The organism is Sulfitobacter guttiformis, from assembly GCF_003610455.1.
Classification (GTDB): domain Bacteria; phylum Pseudomonadota; class Alphaproteobacteria; order Rhodobacterales; family Rhodobacteraceae; genus Sulfitobacter; species Sulfitobacter guttiformis.
On record NZ_RAQK01000002.1, the window covers coordinates 951,118 to 967,637 of the forward strand.

Here is a 16,520-nt window from a genome sequence, read left to right on the forward strand (position 1 = left end):
GGCTGGGCATGCCCGATACCTGCGATATTCTGATTTCCGGCGGCGGCATTGCGGGGCTTACAGCGGCTGCGGCCTTTGGCACGGCGGGCTTTCACGTTATCTGCGTCGATCCGACCCCCCCTGTCACCGATGGGACCTCCGAAGTTTCCGATCTGCGTTCGACCGCAATGCTGCAACCTGCGCGCACCTTGCTGGAGCAGGCCGGCCTTTGGGATGCACTTGCCCCCCATGCAGCGCCACTGCAAATCATGCGGATCATCGACGCCGGCGGCGCAGAGCCCGCACCCCGCGTCATCCGCGAATTTGATGCCTCAGAGATATCCGAGCTGCCCTTCGGCTGGAATTTTCCCAACTGGTTGCTCCGCCGCGAAATGTTCGCGCGGCTGGAAATGCTGGAGACAGTCGAATTTCGCCCAAGTATCGGGACCAAGAGGCTTTTTACACGTGAAGGCTCCGCAAAAGTTACCTTATCCGACGGCAACACCGTTGAGGCCAAACTCGTGATCGCCGCCGATGGACGCGGGTCACCGATGCGCACAGCGGCAGGCATTTCGGTCCGCACACAGCGGTATGGGCAAAAAGCGATTGTGTTCGCTGTCACGCACCCAATCCCGCACCAGAATGTTTCGACGGAGGTGCACCGCACCGGCGGCCCGTTTACACTCGTCCCACTGCCTGACCGTGATGGCATGCCTTGCTCGGCGGTGGTCTGGATGGACGAAGGGCGCGTGGCCCAAGACCGGATGGAAATGGATATACAGACCTTCGAGGAAGAGGCATCCATTAGGTCGACCCACCATTTCGGCCCGCTTACCCTCGTTACCCGTCGCCAGATCTGGCCTATTATCACCCAGCATGCCGAGCGTTTGAACAGCGAGCGCGTTGCGCTGATTGCAGAGGCCGCCCATGTGATGCCGCCCATCGGCGCGCAGGGCTTAAACATGTCACTGAGCGATATCACTACTCTGCTTGATCTGGCGCAAGCCCGCCCCGATGCCTTGGGAGATACGCAGATGCTGGAGGCCTATCACAAGGCTCGATACGGCGATATAAGACTGCGTGTGCGTGGCATCGACCTGCTAAACCGTGCAAGTCAGGCAAGCAACACGCTTGCCCGCGATGTACGTGCTGCGGGCCTGAGCGCCCTGTATGGCGCAGCGCCAGTACGCAAAATGCTCATGCAGATGGGGTTGGGGATGCGTTAAGCTTCTTCGGCCGCCGCCTGCGCTTCAAGCTTGGCTGCATGGGCCTCGACTTGGTCGACGATATGGTCAACCATGCTGGCATTGTCCTGCTTGTGGCTTTGTTTGCCCGCAAGATAGACCATGCCGGACCCAGCACCACCACCAGTAAACCCGACATCAGTCATCAGCGCCTCACCCGGTCCGTTCACGACACAGCCGATGATACTAAGGCTCATTGGCGTCTTGATATGCTCAAGCCGCTTCTCCAAGGCTTCGACTGTTTTAATCACGTCGAAGCCCTGCCGCGCGCAAGACGGGCAAGAAATGATGTTTACACCACGGTGCCGCAGGCCAAGTGACTTAAGGATCTCGAACCCCATCTTCACTTCTTCCACCGGATCAGCCGAGAGCGACACACGTATCGTGTCGCCAATACCCATCCACAGCAGGTTGCCCATGCCGATGGCGGATTTGACGGTGCCGGAAATCAATCCGCCCGCTTCGGTGATCCCAAGGTGGATTGGCGCATCCGTGGCTTCGGCAAGCTGCTGATAAGCAGCAGCAGCCATAAACACATCCGATGCTTTGCAACTGATTTTAAACTCATGAAAATCATTGTCTTGCAGGATTTTTATGTGATCCAGACCGCTCTCTACCATGGCATCGGGACATGGCTCACCGTATTTTTCCAGCAGATGCTTTTCAAGGCTACCTGCGTTCACGCCGATGCGGATAGAACAGTTGTTATCGCGTGCGGCCCTTATCACTTCCTTGACGCGCTTCTCGTCTCCGATGTTGCCGGGGTTGATCCGCAGACAGGCGGCCCCTGCTTCTGCCGCTTCGATACCGCGCTTGTAATGGAAATGTATGTCAGCCACGATCGGCACAGGGCTTTCGCGAACGATTTCTTTGAGGGCCTTAGAGCTTTCGACATCGGGTACAGAAACCCGCACGATGTCCGCCCCTGCATCTGCTGCGGCCTGAATTTGCGCGATGGTCGCGCGGGCATCAGTGGTCAGAGTGTTGGTCATTGTCTGAACAGTGATCGGGGCGTCACCGCCCACGGGAACGTTTCCCACCATAATCTGGCGCGACTTGCGGCGATAAATATTGCGCCATGGACGGATATGATTGAGCGACATGTCAACCTCACTGGACAGTTAAGACATATCATAAGTAGCTACGCAGCGCAGGCGCTGCAATGGAAAGCTGTTGGAAAAGCGCAGATTAGCCGACGCAGTTTGTCGCGCTCACCCAGACGTTGCGGATGCTTGTCCTATTCGGCTGGTGCGGGCTCTTGGCTTACGGCGCGCATCTCTGCGACCATTGTTTCAAGAGCGCTGTCTTGACCGGGCTGAGCAGGCTCATAAAGCTCCGCCAACGCTGCCTGCTGCAAAGGAACGTTGGAAGTCACGCTGCCGCGGCGGCCTACAGGGCCAAAAAATTCGCCGTTCATCACAAAATAAACTGCGCCGCTCTGGCCTGTGCGCAGGCTTGGCGCCTCTTCAAGGGCGGGAACATCAAATGTATCGCCCTTTTGCATGACGGTTTCGAAGATATTTGATCCATCTGCTGCCGTGATGCGCACCCATGTCTCGCCTGTTGCCACAACCTGTACGGCGGGCGCAGGACCTTCAAGCACTTGTGGCACACTCAAGCCGGCGGTCACAACAACCTCTCCGTCAGGGGCGTCGCCATTGAGTACCTCTGTCACCGCACTGTCTACGGCACCGGCAAAAGAAGGCGCCGTAGCGCTCTCGAACAGCCCGCCCATGCGCGGATCAAGCGACGCAATTGGCGCGTCCCGTGCAACCAGTACAGGTACATCCAATGCCGCAGGACGGTATAGACGGTCCAGTGCCTCAACGCGCGGCGCGTCCGCGAGCACTGACGGTGTCGACACGCCGTCAACCGAAGGCGTTGTAGGTGCATTTTCCTGCAAAGGATCAAGATCGGAAAGAACAACGGGAGTCTGGTCAACCGGAGACACCTGTACGCGCTGAACTTCTTTCAGAACGCTCCAGCCACCAAAACCGATTGCCCCGATGAGGGTTACGAGAACCAGAAGCGATCCGATTGCTGCCGGTTCGATACGAGAAAAAAAGCTATCTCCGCTCGGAGCAAACGGCATCACCGGACGCGAGAAAATATCGTGTTCAACCTGACGGCTCAAACGCTCTTCGCGGGTGGGCTTATTTATAACGGAGGCTTCACGCGACATGCCGTGGGCGACGCTAAAACCGCTTTCGGTACAAAATGCGTCAAACGCCTTGTCTGGATCCATATTAAGGTAACGCGCATAAGAACGCACATAGCCTGCGATAAATCCTGGTGTGTCAAAAGCATCCGGATCTGAGTTTTCTATGGCGGCGATGTAGGATGCTTTGATCCGCAATTCGCGCTGCACATCAAGCAATGATTTTCCGAGGGTCGCGCGCTCACCGCGCATAAGATCACCAAGACGAAGTTCGAAAGCATCAAACCCTGAGGGCTTAACTTTTTCTTCTTCCCTGCTCTTGGAGGCCCACCGTCCAATCATACCCGAATGCCCTAGCCTACTCTGTGTGCCCGTCCTTATGACCATCAACAGCGTTGATTCGTCATAGACCTTTGTTAGGCTAAACCTAGCACAGTACAATCACCTTAGCGAATAATTGACGGATTAGCCAGCTTGTTCGGCACGATTCAGCGCACAATGCGCCCACAGCCCGTCCATCGCACGCACCAATGCATCCATTTCGTCCGGACCGTGAACAGGTGATGGCGTAAAGCGCAGGCGCTCTGTTCCGCGTGGTACAGTGGGAAAATTGATCGGCTGGACGTAAATGCCGTGCTCGTCGAGTAGCATATCCGACAGCATCTTTGTGTGTACCGGATTTCCAACGATCACCGGCACGATATGGCTACCGTGATCGATAATGGGCAGGCCCATCCCCTTTAGACGCAGCTTAAGCGCTTTGGCCTGCTGCTGGTGTTTCTCGCGCAGTTCTGGCGCGCGTTTGAGAAATGCAACCGATGCCGCAGCGCCGGCTGCAATCGCAGGCGGCAGCGAAGTCGTGAAAATAAACCCCGGCGCATAGGAGCGGATCGCATCACACATCTTCGCGGATGCAGCGATATAACCGCCCATCACGCCGTATGCTTTTGCCAAGGTGCCGTTGATAATATCGAGGCGGTGCATAAGCCGATCCCGTTCGGCGACGCCTGCGCCACGCGGGCCGTACATACCCACGGCATGCACTTCATCGATGTAGGTCAATGCGCCGAATTCATCCGCTAGATCGCAAATCGCCTCGATCGGGCCAAAGTCACCATCCATAGAATAGATGCTTTCGAATGCGATCAACTTGGGCGCATCGCTGTCGTCGGCTTCCAGCAGTTCGCGCAAGTGAGCCACATCGTTGTGGCGGAAAATCCGTTTTGCTCCGCCGTTACGGCGCACACCTTCGATCATGGAAGCATGATTGAGCGCATCGGAATAGATGATCAGGCCAGGAAACAATTTAGGCAGCGTGCTCAGCGTGGCGTCATTTGCGATGTACGCAGAGGTAAACAGCAACGATGCCTCTTTGCCGTGAAGATCGGCAAGCTCGGCCTCCAGCCTTTTGTGATACACAGTCGTACCCGAAATGTTACGGGTCCCGCCCGATCCTGCGCCCGTGGCATCCAGCGCTTCGTGCATCGCACTGATCACGACAGGATGCTGACCCATTCCCAGATAATCATTCCCACACCAGACGGTAATGTCTTTTTCAGTCCCGTCAGGACGGGTCCAGACCGCGTGCGGAAAGTTTCCGTTGCGACGCTCGATGTCGATGAACGTGCGATATCGGCCTTCGTCGTGCAGGCGCTCGAGCGCAAGGTCGAGCTGGTCCGAATAGGTCATGCGCATCTCCGATAAAACAGGGCGCCGCGCGCGGGCGATTAAGATTTCTCCCTGCTGGATATAGAATGGTTCCAAACCCTTCAATACGCAAACCGGCGCGTAGTGTCGCAGGAGAGCCTAAAAGACGGCGCAGGCAGTCTATAATTTAGTGGCTGTGATGGATTGCTGATCAAGAAATTGACGTTGCGTAAAGAGCCTCCTACAGAGCTCACAAACCGATAATTCTCGCCGAATTATACGATACTTCCGCGCCGCGCGGGAAAAACAACTCAGATTCTGGTGTAGCAGTGGCAAATTCTCAACCTGACTTCTTTCGATTCCCGCAGGCCCGCGCTCGGCCGTACAGACCGTGAGGGTATCACTGTCCCGTAGCTCTCTGGACAAGGCCGGATGCCCTGCCTAGGGTCGCGTCAAACGCCCATTTCAAGGAGCCTTCCCGATGTCCCTCGACGCCGTTCTCGCCCGTATCGACGATGATCTGCCAGCCGCCACCGAGCGCCTGTTGGAGCTGTTGCGGATAAAGTCGATCTCGACCGATCCCGCATTCAAAACAGACTGCGATGCCGCCGCCGACTGGCTGGTTGCGGATTTGCAAAGCTTCGGAATTGAAGCGCAAAAGCGGGCGACTCCCGGCCATCCGATGGTCGTGGGCCATGTAGGTCCTGAGAACGGCAAACCCCACCTTCTGTTTTATGGACACTACGATGTGCAACCTGTTGACCCGCTCAACCTGTGGGACCGTGACCCGTTTGATCCGGCCATCGAGCAGACGGACGCGGGCCCTGTAATCCGCGGTCGCGGTGCCGCCGACGACAAAGGCCAGTTGATGACCTTTCTGGAAGCATTTCGCGCGTGGAAAGAGGTAGAGGGTGACTGGCCCTGCCGCATCACCTTCTTTTTTGAGGGTGAAGAAGAATCAGGGTCCCCGTCGTTGGTGCCCTTCATGGAAGAGAATGCAGATGAACTGCGCGCTGACTTCGCCATGATTTGTGACACCGGCATGTTCGAGAGCCGCACCCCCTCGATCGTGACCATGCTGCGCGGCCTTCTGGGTGAAGAACTCACGATCACCGCCCCCACAAAAGACCTGCACTCGGGCATGTTCGGCGGGATCGCCATGAACCCCATCCGTGTGCTTTCGCGGATTATTGCGTCCCTGCACGACGATCAGGGCCGCATCACAATACCCGGCTTTTATGACGGCGTGCCCGAGCTGAGCGACGAGCTGGAAGCCCAATGGCAGGGGCTGGCCTTTGACCATTCCAAATTCCTCGGGGATGTCGGCCTCTCGGTACCTGCGGGTGAACAGGACCGCACCCCGCTCGAGATGATCTGGTCGCGGCCGACTTGCGAGGTGAACGGCATCGGCGGCGGCTATCAGGGCGACGGGTTCAAAACCGTCCTGCCCTCGCAGGCCAGCGCCAAAATATCCTTTCGCCTTGTCGGCGACCAGGATCCGTTGGTGATACGCGAGAACTTCCGCAAGATGGTCGAAGAAATGCTACCCGCAGATTGCAGCGTTGAGTGGAAAAGCCATGGTGCAGGCCGCGCTTCCGGCACGCCCACCGAAGATCCGGCCTTCGCCAAATGCCTCAAGGCCCTGGGGGACGAATGGAACGTGCCTGCCGCCTATATCGGTTGTGGCGGCTCGATCCCGATCGCAGGACATTTCCAGACCATTCTTGACACCCCACCCGTGCTGATCGGATTTGGCAAGGACGACGACCAGATTCATTCGCCCAATGAAAAGTACGATATGGAGAGTTTTCATAAGGGTATCCGGTCGTGGGCGCGGATACTGGACGCCATTACATAGCCGCTTCCGAGTTTTAACAAGCACACATACAAACGGCCCGCGCATGGGGAATGCGCGGGCCGTCCTCGTCAAAGTACCGAGGGGATCAGGACTTTGGCAACATCACAGCGTCGATCACGTGGATCACGCCGTTGGACTGCTTCACATCAGCGACTGTGACTGTTGCAACAGTGCCGTTCTCGTCTGTCAGCGTGATCATATCGCCGTCCATCCGCGCCTCGAGCATACAGCCCCCCAGCGTTGGCACGACGTGCATGCCGCCATCGTCAGATATCATGCCACCGATTGCTTCGGACATCGCATCCGCCGCAACAACATGGCATGTCAGTATCTGGGTCAGCAGCTCCTTGTTTTCAGGAAGCAGCACAGTATCGACCGTACCGGCGGGCAGCGCTGCGAACGCATCATCCGTTGGTGCGAATACTGTGAACGGGCCTTCGCCCTGAAGTGTATCGACCAGACCAGCCGCCTGCACTGCAGCAACCAAAGTGGTATGGATAGGCGAGTTGACCGCGTTTTCGATGATGTTTTTCTCGGCCAGCATCTCTGCGCCGCCAACCATAGGGTTCTTTGCATGGCCATCCGCAAACGCGAACGTAGCGGTCAGGGACAAGGCAGTGGCGGCAAGAAGTGTTTTCTTCAACATGGGATATTTCCTCGGTTGGGCCAGACTTTGTGTCTGGCTTCCCCCCAGCCACGAACATCGGAGCCGGGGAGTTTCAGGAAATAATTTTTTATTAAAGGACCTTGTCCACGACCGCCTTCAACCGGCCCAGCGTGCCATCGACATCATAGAGTTTGTCCAGACCGAACAAGCCTAGGCGGAAGGTGCTGAAACCGTCGGGCTCACCTACCTGAAGCGGCACACCGGCAGCGATCTGCATACCGTGCGCCATGAATGCCTTGCCTGATTTGACTTCTGGATCGTCGGTGTAGCAGACCACAACACCCGGCGCACCAAAGCCGTCGGCGGCAACCGACCTCACGCCCTTATCGGTCATCATCGCTCGCACACCCTCGCCCAGCTTCCACTGCGCTTCCTTCAGCCGCTCAAAGCCGTAGTCCTTAGTCTCGAGCATGGTATCACGGAAAACCCGCAGTGCGTCGGTTGGCATAGTCGCGTGATAGGCATGGCCGCCGTCCAGATAGGCCTGCATGATCGCGTGCCACTTCCCCAAATCAAGGGCAAAACTGTCTGATTTTGTCTGCGCCAACTGCGCCACGGCGCGCTCCGACAGCATCACCAGACCGGCGCAGGGTTGGGCGCTCCAGCCTTTTTGCGGCGCCGACACAAGCACATCAACACCCAAAGCAGTCATATCAACCCAGGCACAGCCCGACGCAATACAATCCAGCACCATCAGCGCGCCCACTTCATGGGCCGCCGCAGCCATCGCAGTAATATAGCCATCGGGAAGGATCACGCCCGCTGATGTCTCTACATGGGGCGCAAAAACGACCTGCGGCTTTTGCGCGGCAATCGCTGCAACGACGTCCTCGATGGGTGCAGGCGCATAGGGGGCAGGCAAAGTGTTGCCCTGTGGGCGCGCTTTGATGACGGTAGTATTGGCGGTTAGGCCCCCAGTCTCGATGATCTGGCTCCAGCGGTAGGAAAACCAGCCGTTCCGGACGACCAGCACTTCGCGGTTGCGGGCGAACTGTCTCGCCACGGCTTCCATGCCATAAGACCCGCCACCAGGCACCACAACCGCCGAGGCCGCACCGTAGACCTCGCACAACATCCCATGAATATCACGCATCACATGCTGGAACGCACCACTCATCGAGTTAAGCGAGCGATCCGTAAACACGACCGAAAATTCCTCAAGCCCTTGCGGGTCTACTGTATCAAGTAATGCCATATTCCGCTCTCCATTCATATTTCCCTGAAAATAGGAACTGGTCCGCAAAATGGCAAAGTTTATATCGCCCGGTTTGGTCTCACCCTGCCCGATAACCGTTCCGGCATCGCCCAAAAGTTTCCTTTAGCAGATATTCAGAGCGGTCCCGGAAGACGCTCCTCGCTCAACAGCACGTTGGCCTCCACGTCACCCGCACCAGGCAGGGTCATGATCCGGCGCCGCAACACCCGCTCGAAATCGGCAAGATCCCGCGCCACGACCCGCAGGCGGTAATCATAAAGTCCCAGCACATGCTCGACTGTCTGCACCTCGGGGATCGCACTCACTGCACGCTCGAAATCTTCCAGACTGACCCGCCCGCGCAGCGCCAGCTTGACCCCCAAGAACACTGTCACGCCGAAACCCAGCTTTTCTGCGTCAAGGCGCAACTGCCTGCCCCGAATGACACCGGTCTCCTCCAGCCGCCTGATCCGGCGCCATGTCGCAGGTTGGCTAAGCCCCAGCCTTCGTCCCAGCGCGCCCGCACTCTGGTTCGCATCCCGCGCAAGCGCCCGCAACAACTTTGCGTCGATACCGTCGATTTCTATCACAAGGGTAGCCCCTCGCTGGTCTTGATCCGCGCCACATGCATCAGCGCTTCAATCTCCGAGATATGTGGTAGGCTCAAAATGCTCTGGCGGTAAATCTGTTGGTAATGGGCCATGTCGCGCGCAATGATCGACAGACGCACATCAACGCGCCCCAGAAATGTCTGCACTTCAATCACCTCCGGAACCATTCTGGCCTCCGCCAGAAACGCATCGAATGCGTTGCCTTGGGTTTTATCGAGCGTGATCCTCAGGGATACCTCCACCGCATAACCAAGTGCTGTCCAATCTATCACCGCCCCAACACCCGCGATGACGCCCATTTCCTGCATTCGTGCAATCCGCCGCGTCGCACGGCCCGCTGTCATGCCCGCCCGCTCGGCGAGCTCCGCCTGAGACAGGCTCGGCTCGGCTTGCCAGTACCGCAACAGCCGTCTGTCTCCATCATCAAGCATGATAATTCCATATTTTAATGTTTCTGCGCATTAATTTTGTCATTTATGCGATTAAAATCATGCTTCAGCAATAGTAACAGGCGATAATTTCCCTATGGTGCACAGCAGATCAAATTAAAGGAAAAAACCGATGCGCGTTTATTATGACCAGGACTGTGACGTTAACCTTATCAAGGACGCAAAAGTTGCGATCCTCGGCTATGGCTCTCAGGGCCATGCACATGCGCTGAACCTGCGCGACAGTGGTGCAAAAAACCTCGTCGTCGCCCTGCGCGAAGGCTCGCCCTCCCGCGCCAAAGCCGAAGGTGAAGGCCTGAAAGTCATGGGCATCGCAGAAGCCGCCGCGTGGGCTGACGTCATCATGTTCACCATGCCCGACGAGCTTCAGGCAGAAACCTACAAAAAGTACGTTCACGACAACATCCGTGATGGCGCAGCCATCGCATTCGCCCACGGCCTGAACGTACACTTCGGCCTGATCGAGCCAAAAGCAGGCGTAGACGTAATCATGATGGCGCCAAAAGGCCCCGGTCACACTGTGCGCGGCGAATACACAAAAGGCGGCGGCGTGCCTTGCCTTGTAGCCGTGAACCAGAACGCATCTGGCAAAGCGTTGGAAATTGGTCTGTCATATTGCTCGGCAATCGGGGGCGGCCGCTCAGGTATCATCGAGACGGATTTCCGCGAAGAGTGCGAAACGGACCTGTTCGGTGAGCAGGCAGTTTTATGCGGCGGTATCGTTGAGCTGATCCGCATGGGCTTCGAGACACTGGTCGAGGCCGGATACGAGCCCGAAATGGCTTATTTCGAATGTCTTCACGAGACAAAGCTTATTGTGGACCTGATCTATGAAGGCGGTATCGCGAATATGGATTACTCGATCTCCAACACGGCCGAATACGGCCAGTACGTCTCAGGGCCGCGTATCCTGCCCTACGAAGAGACAAAGGCCCGTATGAAAGCCGTGCTGAGCGATATTCAATCCGGCAAGTTCGTACGTGACTTCATGCTGGAAAACACCGTCGGCCAGCCAACTCTTAAAGCGTCGCGCCGTGCAAACGACGAGCACCAGATCGAAATCGTTGGCGGCAAGCTGCGCGCGATGATGCCATGGATTTCCGCAGGCAAGATGGTCGACAAGGCCAAAAACTAAACTCACGCCTTGAAACCAGATGAGAAGGCTCGAGCTTACGCTCGGGCCTTTTACGTTTACGAATGCTCATGATGCGCCGACTTCATCTGCCACGGTAGAGATCAGAAAGGCATGAGCAGTGATCGAACAATTAGCAGGCTTTTCCGATTACCTCAGACATCGGCGGGCTTGGCGTGCGAGTCTTGATCTTTTGCCAAGGTAGATTTGGGCGCGCGCTTATCATGCAATCTTTCGTCCACCTTGCGCTTCGAAATATAGGCAAAAAATATAGCGGCCAAAAGCGTCGAAAATGCCAGTCCTGCAGTTAAGAAAGTCCAGTCCATCGTTTATCTCCTCACATGGGGTTCGTTGATCAAACCGCTGATGCATTGGAACAGTTCCTGCACATTTTGTCGCATGCGCTGCGAGCACTTGCCCTACCCTCTCCGTTGGCTCTATCTGGCAGGATGAATGCTCCCCCGAAAATCACCCCGCTAAGCTGGCTCATGATCGCAATTCTCGGCCTCACTTGGGGCGGGACATTCATGGTGACCGAAGTTGCCCTGCAAGGCGGTATGCCTCCCTTCTGGCTCGCGGCCTCGCGCACCGGCGTTGCGGCACTTTTAATGAGTATAATTTGGGCAAGCCTGGGGTGTCCGCTTTTCTCCGGTCCGGTTGGTGGCGCTGATCGCGCAAATTTGGTGATCATCGGCGGGATCAGCTCGGCAATCCCGTTTTGCTTGCTCGCATGGGGTCAACAATATGTCACCTCTGGCTTTGCCGGCGTGTCCATGGCATCGGTCGCGCTGATCATCCTGCCGCTGGCCCATTTCACCGTCGCGGGCGAACGGATGACGCCGCGAAAAACAGCCGGATTTCTCGTCGGGTTCGTAGGCGTTGTCATTTTGATCGGTGGTCAGGCGTTCGAAGCAACCGGCGCCGCGTTTGAGACACAGGGCCGGATTGCGTGTGTGATGGCTGCCGGGTGCTACGCAGCAGGCTCTATCATGTTGCGCCGTTTGCCAGATGCACACCCGATCGGATTGGCCACAATGCTATTGATCATCGGCGCCAGTATGACAATTCCCGTCGCCTGGATAGTGGAGGGGCCGCCGCCCCTGCCCTCTCCCCGCATCCTTGCGGTACTGGCCTTCCTCGGCCTTGTCCCTACGGCAGGCGCAAATTTCCTTAGGGTACTGGTTGTCCGCAGTGCTGGTCCGGTCTTTATGTCGTTGGTTAACTATCAGGTTCCGGTCTGGTCTGTGGTGCTGGGCGGCTTGATCCTCGGGGAAGCACTTCCCAAATCGCTTTTGCTGGCCATGACCCTGATCCTGATCGGTGTAGGCCTCAGCCAGTATGGCGCCCTGCAACGGCTCTTCAAACGCTAGGGGCGGCGTCCCGCGCGCCACTGGCCACCAGACACGCCAAAGAAGATCTCTTGCAGGCATCGCCTGCTCCATTGGATCACCGCAACAGCGGCCTTATTGCTTGACTGCATCCTCGACGGCCGCCACGATCGATTGCACGGCCCGCTTCATCAGCTCCGCATCCTCGTGCTCCGCCATTACCCTCACCAGCGGCTCGGTCCCCGATTTACGGATTAGCAGGCGACCGCCTCCGGCCAGATCATCTTCGGCCTGCGCAATAGCAGCCTGTACATGCGCATCCTCCAGCGGCAGCTGACCTGCTGCAAATCGGACATTCTCCAAAAGTTGCGGCACCGGTTCGAACTGGTGCATCAGCGCGGAGGCAGGCTTTTCAGCCCGCAGCATCTCTGCCAGAAACTGCATTCCCGCCATCAAGCCATCGCCCGTGGTCGCATAATCGGTCATCACTATATGGCCTGATTGCTCTCCGCCCAGGTTGAAACCGCCTTGCCGCATCCGCTCGACGACATATCTGTCACCGACGGCGGTCCGTTCAAGGCGCACACCGCGATCGTTCAGGAAATGCTCAAGACCTAGATTGCTCATCACTGTGGCGACCAACGCATTGCCCTTCAGCCGCTCGTCGGCCTTCCAGCGCGCCGCCATGAGAGCCATAAACTGGTCTCCGTCGCCAACACGCCCCTGCTCGTCGAGCAGAATAACACGGTCGGCATCCCCGTCGAGGCAGATGCCCACGTCCGCCCCGTGCGCCACAACAGTTTCAGCAGCGGCCTGCGGGTTGGTCGACCCGCAGCCATCGTTGATGTTGTGCCCGTTTGGCGAAACACCCAGTGGGATCACTGTGGCACCCAACTCCCATAAAGTCATCGGAGCCACGTGGTGCGCGGCACCGTTCGCACAATCAATTACAACTTTCAGCCCATCCAGACGCATCTGGCGCGGAAAGCTGGACTTCACTCGCTCGATATAGCGAAAGCGGCTGTCGTCAATGCGTTTCGCACGGCCAATCTCTGGCGCTGTCGTAGGCTCAACCCCGGCCTCGACCAGCGCCTCGATTTCTGCCTCGACAGCATCTGATAGCTTGAACCCGTCGGGGCCAAAAAACTTGATGCCGTTATCATGGGCGGGGTTGTGACTTGCCGAAATCATCACCCCCAGATCGGCCCGCATTGACCGCGTGAGCAGACCGACCGCAGGTGTGGGCACGGGTCCCAGCAAAAGCACGTTCATTCCCGTCGAAGTGAGGCCAGCCGTAAGTGCGTTCTCGAACATATATCCCGACAAGCGCGTATCTTTGCCAATGACGACACGGTGCGCGGACGATGTGCCCTCCCGCCGGAAATACCGGCCCACTGCAGCGCCTATGCGCAGCGCCATCTCGGCAGTCATCGGGTGGATGTTGGCAGTGCCGCGCACGCCGTCTGTTCCAAAAAGCTTTGTCATCTTAATTCCCTGCAACGCTTGCGCGCATAAGTGCGATGGCCTGCGCTGTCTCGGCTACATCGTGTACACGCACAATCTGCACACCCTGCGCGATCCCTGCAAGGGCTACCGCAATCGAGCCTGCCATGCGGTCGCGTGGCGCTTCGACTTTGCCGATTGTGCCGATGAACCGCTTACGCGAGGCCCCCAGCAATACAGGCACACCCAGACTATGAAACAAGCTTAGTCGTGCAAGCAGTGCCAGATTGTGCTCCAGCGTTTTGCCAAATCCAATACCGGGGTCCACGATGATGCTTTCCCGCGCAATCCCCTGCGCCTCCAGTGCGTCAATCCGCGCCTCTAGGAAGTCATAAACATCCAGCAGAACATCATCATAGCGCGGGTCAATGTGCATCGTCGCTGGATCAACAGGCCCATGCATGACACACACCGGCACCTTGTTTTCCACTGCCACGCTTGCCAGCGCCGGATCAAAAGTAAAACCGGACACATCGTTTATCAGGTTCGCGCCGGCAGCGAGCGCCGCCCGCGCCACATCTGCCTTACGCGTATCAATCGATATAGGTCCATCAAATCCAGCAGCCCGCAGCCCGGCGATGACGGGTACAGTGCGTGCGACCTCCTCGGCGGGATCGACAGTCTGCGCACCGGGTCGGGTGCTCTCTCCTCCGATGTCCAGAATATCGGCACCTGCCTGTGCCATGGCCATCCCCCCCGCAATGGCATCCACAGCAACCGCATGCAGGCCACCGTCTGAAAAGCTATCGGGCGTGGTGTTTACGATCCCCATGATCTGCGGGCGCGGACCCGGCATCAAGGTGCGCGGAGCGATGAGGGCCTCATGCGCCTGCATCGGGATATCCGAGGTGGAGATAACCTCCGGAGCAGCACCACGCCGCAGTGCCTCGACACTTGTGAACCATCCCCAACCGTCCGCCAGCATCAGGGCGTTCGCTGGTCGGGCCACATCCCATTGTACGATTGCGCGGTAATATATCCGGCTCATATCAAAGCGTTTCAACATCCGCAGGTGCTGCGCGCAGTGGGACCGAGGCCTGCGCCGGCAGGCCCGCCCCGATCACCATCATTTCTGCCGCATCGAACGTCGCAGCAAACCACGCGGCAAGTGCTACGGCATCGCGCGGTTGGGCCGAGGGTGTATCGACGCTGTCGAGAACGATTTTTGAAGGCGCCCAGACGCAAGTCTGACCATTTTTCATCGCCCAGTCCAGCTCGGTCCTTGTCTCGACAACCACGCAGCGGTCGTCGCGCGCGGCCAGAACCCATGCGTTCTGCTCGATTGCAAGCATGTCAATCCTGCGCTGCGCCATTTTGTGCGGCACTTGGGGCGCGGCAACGTCCGCGGCTCCGACACACAGGATCAGCGGCCGCCCTTGTGCCTGTAACTGGTCCAACCACCCCGAAAGATACGGCGATGCGATGGCGGCGTTGCTAAGAAAAACCAATTCGGGCTTGGCTATTGTGTCACGGGCAACTTCGGGTGGCGGTGCGCCATCGCGCGCGCGCACAATCTCCACGCCCAACGCACCGGGACCGCGGTCCAGCTTTTCAATTCGCACAAATACCCGCATCGCTTGAGGTTCGTGCAAAATTCGCTCGGCTACGCGGTCAGCCAATGTTTCCAGTAGCGCCAGTCGCTCTAAGGCCAAAGCGCCCTGAATAGCCTCCGTTACACGGTCGTAAGAAAGAATGCGGTCTACGTCATCGTCAACGGGTCCGCTCAACGGCTGGACCTCGACGACTACGTTAAAGCAAATCCGCTGGGTCACGCCACGCTCGGCCTGAAACGCACCGATCTCTACTTCGACGATGTGGTCGCGCACTGAGATCCGGTCAAGCGCGTCCGTAGACGCGGTCGCGGCCGACCGTTCAGAGGGGTGCGCAAAGGCAAGGCGGGTTTCGGACGTCATGGGCAGGCTCCGGCAAACTGGTTGTCGCGCATGTATACTGCGCGCGGGCCTGCGTCGAGGGCAGCAAACGCCCTAAACTGCGCAGATTGCGTCAGTTGCTGGCTGTGCGTGCGCCACGGCTGTAAAACAGGTGCACACCAAAGCGGGCGGTATTGGTAAACTTGCGCGACCAGCTGGGGCGTACGGCAGTGGTATGATAAAACGTGGCGCCATTGGTGATGTCGGGGGATTGCCCGTCAATCGTGGCACGCGCCACCTTGGCAACCCGCGCAAAAGCGGCAGGTTCCGCGACGACCTCGGGCTTGCCGTCACAGGTATAGCTGAACTGGCACTGGTGCTTTTTACCGGTGCCCTGATTGATCACACCGCAATACGAATTAGGAAAGCGGCTTGATTTCACCCGGTTCCGGATCACCTCTGCGACAGCAAACTGGCCTTTCACAGTCTCGCCCCGTGCCTCGAAATAAAGTGCCTCTGCAAGACACTGAAACTCGGAGGAGCCTCTGGCCTGTGGCTGGCTTGCGAGCCATGTGCGGCTGAATATCGCCTCGCCTGATCCGGCTGAGGCCCTGATAAACGTGGAGGGTGCAGCGGACATACCGCTTAGCTTGGTCTGCGATATACCCGAGAGTCCGCGTGCTTCAATTTTGGCGAGGTTTTCAGCGATTTTGTTTGCCGAAGCCCCAGAAGGGAGCGTCACCACACAGGCAGTTGCCACAATAATCGCTACACCACGTACAAAACTCAAAGTCCGCATACCATTGTCTCCGGTATCGTTAATCCGAAGAAGCGCGTAGCCTGAAAGACACAATCCAACAACAGACAGGGCCAATTAT

Annotated in this window: 16 protein-coding genes; 4 read left to right on the top strand and 12 right to left on the bottom strand. The window is 57.7% G+C overall.

Annotation, left to right across the window (positions count from 1 at the left end; genetic code table 11):
* Positions 1-8: 8 nt before the first annotated feature.
* Positions 9-1,205, top strand: a complete 1,197-nt coding sequence (locus tag C8N30_RS17180; RefSeq protein ID WP_025061559.1) for a UbiH/UbiF family hydroxylase — start codon at positions 9-11, stop codon at positions 1,203-1,205.
* Here C8N30_RS17180 and ispG read toward each other — a convergent pair.
* The 3 genes from ispG to hemA all read right to left on the bottom strand — a co-directional run bounded on the left by ispG (position 1,202) and on the right by hemA (position 5,070).
* Positions 1,202-2,326 carry a flavodoxin-dependent (E)-4-hydroxy-3-methylbut-2-enyl-diphosphate synthase gene (gene ispG / locus C8N30_RS17185; protein ID WP_025061558.1) on the bottom strand — a complete coding sequence of 375 codons (1,125 nt, stop codon included), beginning with the start codon at positions 2,324-2,326 and terminating at the stop codon, positions 1,202-1,204. The two genes, C8N30_RS17180 and ispG, sit on opposite strands and share 4 nt — an antisense overlap.
* 134 nt (positions 2,327-2,460) lie before the next feature.
* Positions 2,461-3,723: a helix-turn-helix domain-containing protein gene (locus C8N30_RS17190; RefSeq protein WP_025061557.1), complete on the bottom strand. Its 1,263-nt coding sequence runs from the start codon at positions 3,721-3,723 to the stop codon at positions 2,461-2,463.
* 123 nt (positions 3,724-3,846) lie between these two features.
* Positions 3,847-5,070 (bottom strand): 5-aminolevulinate synthase, encoded by a 1,224-nt coding sequence (gene hemA, locus C8N30_RS17195; RefSeq protein WP_025061556.1) that lies wholly within the window; start codon positions 5,068-5,070, stop codon positions 3,847-3,849.
* A 439-nt stretch (positions 5,071-5,509) separates the two neighbouring features.
* Here hemA and C8N30_RS17200 point away from each other — a divergent pair, with 439 nt between their 5' ends.
* Positions 5,510-6,886, top strand: a complete 1,377-nt coding sequence (locus C8N30_RS17200) for a M20/M25/M40 family metallo-hydrolase (RefSeq protein ID WP_025061555.1) — start codon at positions 5,510-5,512, stop codon at positions 6,884-6,886.
* A gap of 85 nt (positions 6,887-6,971) precedes the next feature.
* Here C8N30_RS17200 and C8N30_RS17205 read toward each other — a convergent pair whose 3' ends face one another.
* From C8N30_RS17205 to C8N30_RS17220, 4 genes are all read right to left on the bottom strand, one after another.
* The gene (locus C8N30_RS17205) at positions 6,972-7,532 is read right to left on the bottom strand and encodes a fasciclin domain-containing protein (RefSeq protein ID WP_084273556.1); all 561 of its coding nucleotides are present in this window, start codon (positions 7,530-7,532) and stop codon (positions 6,972-6,974) included.
* A gap of 91 nt (positions 7,533-7,623) precedes the next feature.
* Entirely contained in the window at positions 7,624-8,748 is a 1,125-nt protein-coding gene (locus C8N30_RS17210; protein ID WP_025061553.1) for an aminotransferase class V-fold PLP-dependent enzyme, read from the bottom strand.
* Between the two features lie 134 nt (positions 8,749-8,882).
* Positions 8,883-9,338, bottom strand: a complete 456-nt coding sequence (locus C8N30_RS17215) for an Lrp/AsnC family transcriptional regulator (protein ID WP_025061552.1) — start codon at positions 9,336-9,338, stop codon at positions 8,883-8,885.
* Positions 9,335-9,790 (bottom strand): Lrp/AsnC family transcriptional regulator, encoded by a 456-nt coding sequence (locus tag C8N30_RS17220; protein ID WP_025061551.1) that lies wholly within the window; start codon positions 9,788-9,790, stop codon positions 9,335-9,337. Before C8N30_RS17220 ends, C8N30_RS17215 begins: the two co-directional genes overlap by 4 nt.
* A 130-nt stretch (positions 9,791-9,920) precedes the next feature.
* On the opposite strand from C8N30_RS17220, the gene ilvC reads away from it, so the two are divergent.
* Positions 9,921-10,943, top strand: coding sequence for a ketol-acid reductoisomerase (gene ilvC / locus C8N30_RS17225; RefSeq protein ID WP_025061550.1), 1,023 nt, complete (start codon positions 9,921-9,923; stop codon positions 10,941-10,943).
* 152 nt (positions 10,944-11,095) lie between these two features.
* Here ilvC and C8N30_RS19450 read toward each other — a convergent pair whose 3' ends face one another.
* Positions 11,096-11,266, bottom strand: a complete 171-nt coding sequence (locus C8N30_RS19450; protein ID WP_170151187.1) for a hypothetical protein — start codon at positions 11,264-11,266, stop codon at positions 11,096-11,098.
* 123 nt (positions 11,267-11,389) lie between these two features.
* Here C8N30_RS19450 and C8N30_RS17230 point away from each other — a divergent pair, with 123 nt between their 5' ends.
* Positions 11,390-12,310 (top strand): DMT family transporter, encoded by a 921-nt coding sequence (locus tag C8N30_RS17230; protein WP_025061549.1) that lies wholly within the window; start codon positions 11,390-11,392, stop codon positions 12,308-12,310.
* A gap of 93 nt (positions 12,311-12,403) precedes the next feature.
* Here C8N30_RS17230 and glmM read toward each other — a convergent pair whose 3' ends face one another.
* The 4 genes from glmM to C8N30_RS17250 all read right to left on the bottom strand — a co-directional run bounded on the left by glmM (position 12,404) and on the right by C8N30_RS17250 (position 16,441).
* Positions 12,404-13,753, bottom strand: coding sequence for a phosphoglucosamine mutase (glmM, locus tag C8N30_RS17235; protein ID WP_025061548.1), 1,350 nt, complete (start codon positions 13,751-13,753; stop codon positions 12,404-12,406).
* A 1-nt stretch (position 13,754) separates the two neighbouring features.
* The gene (folP, locus tag C8N30_RS17240; protein ID WP_232222793.1) at positions 13,755-14,777 is read right to left on the bottom strand and encodes a dihydropteroate synthase; all 1,023 of its coding nucleotides are present in this window, start codon (positions 14,775-14,777) and stop codon (positions 13,755-13,757) included.
* Entirely contained in the window at positions 14,761-15,684 is a 924-nt protein-coding gene (locus tag C8N30_RS17245) for a dihydroneopterin aldolase (RefSeq protein ID WP_025061546.1), read from the bottom strand. The genes folP and C8N30_RS17245 overlap by 17 nt, the downstream gene beginning before the upstream one ends.
* Before the next feature lie 91 nt (positions 15,685-15,775).
* On the bottom strand, positions 15,776-16,441 hold the full coding sequence (locus C8N30_RS17250; RefSeq protein WP_025061545.1) for a cell wall hydrolase: 666 nt from the start codon (positions 16,439-16,441) through the stop codon (positions 15,776-15,778).
* Positions 16,442-16,520 lie beyond the last annotated feature (79 nt).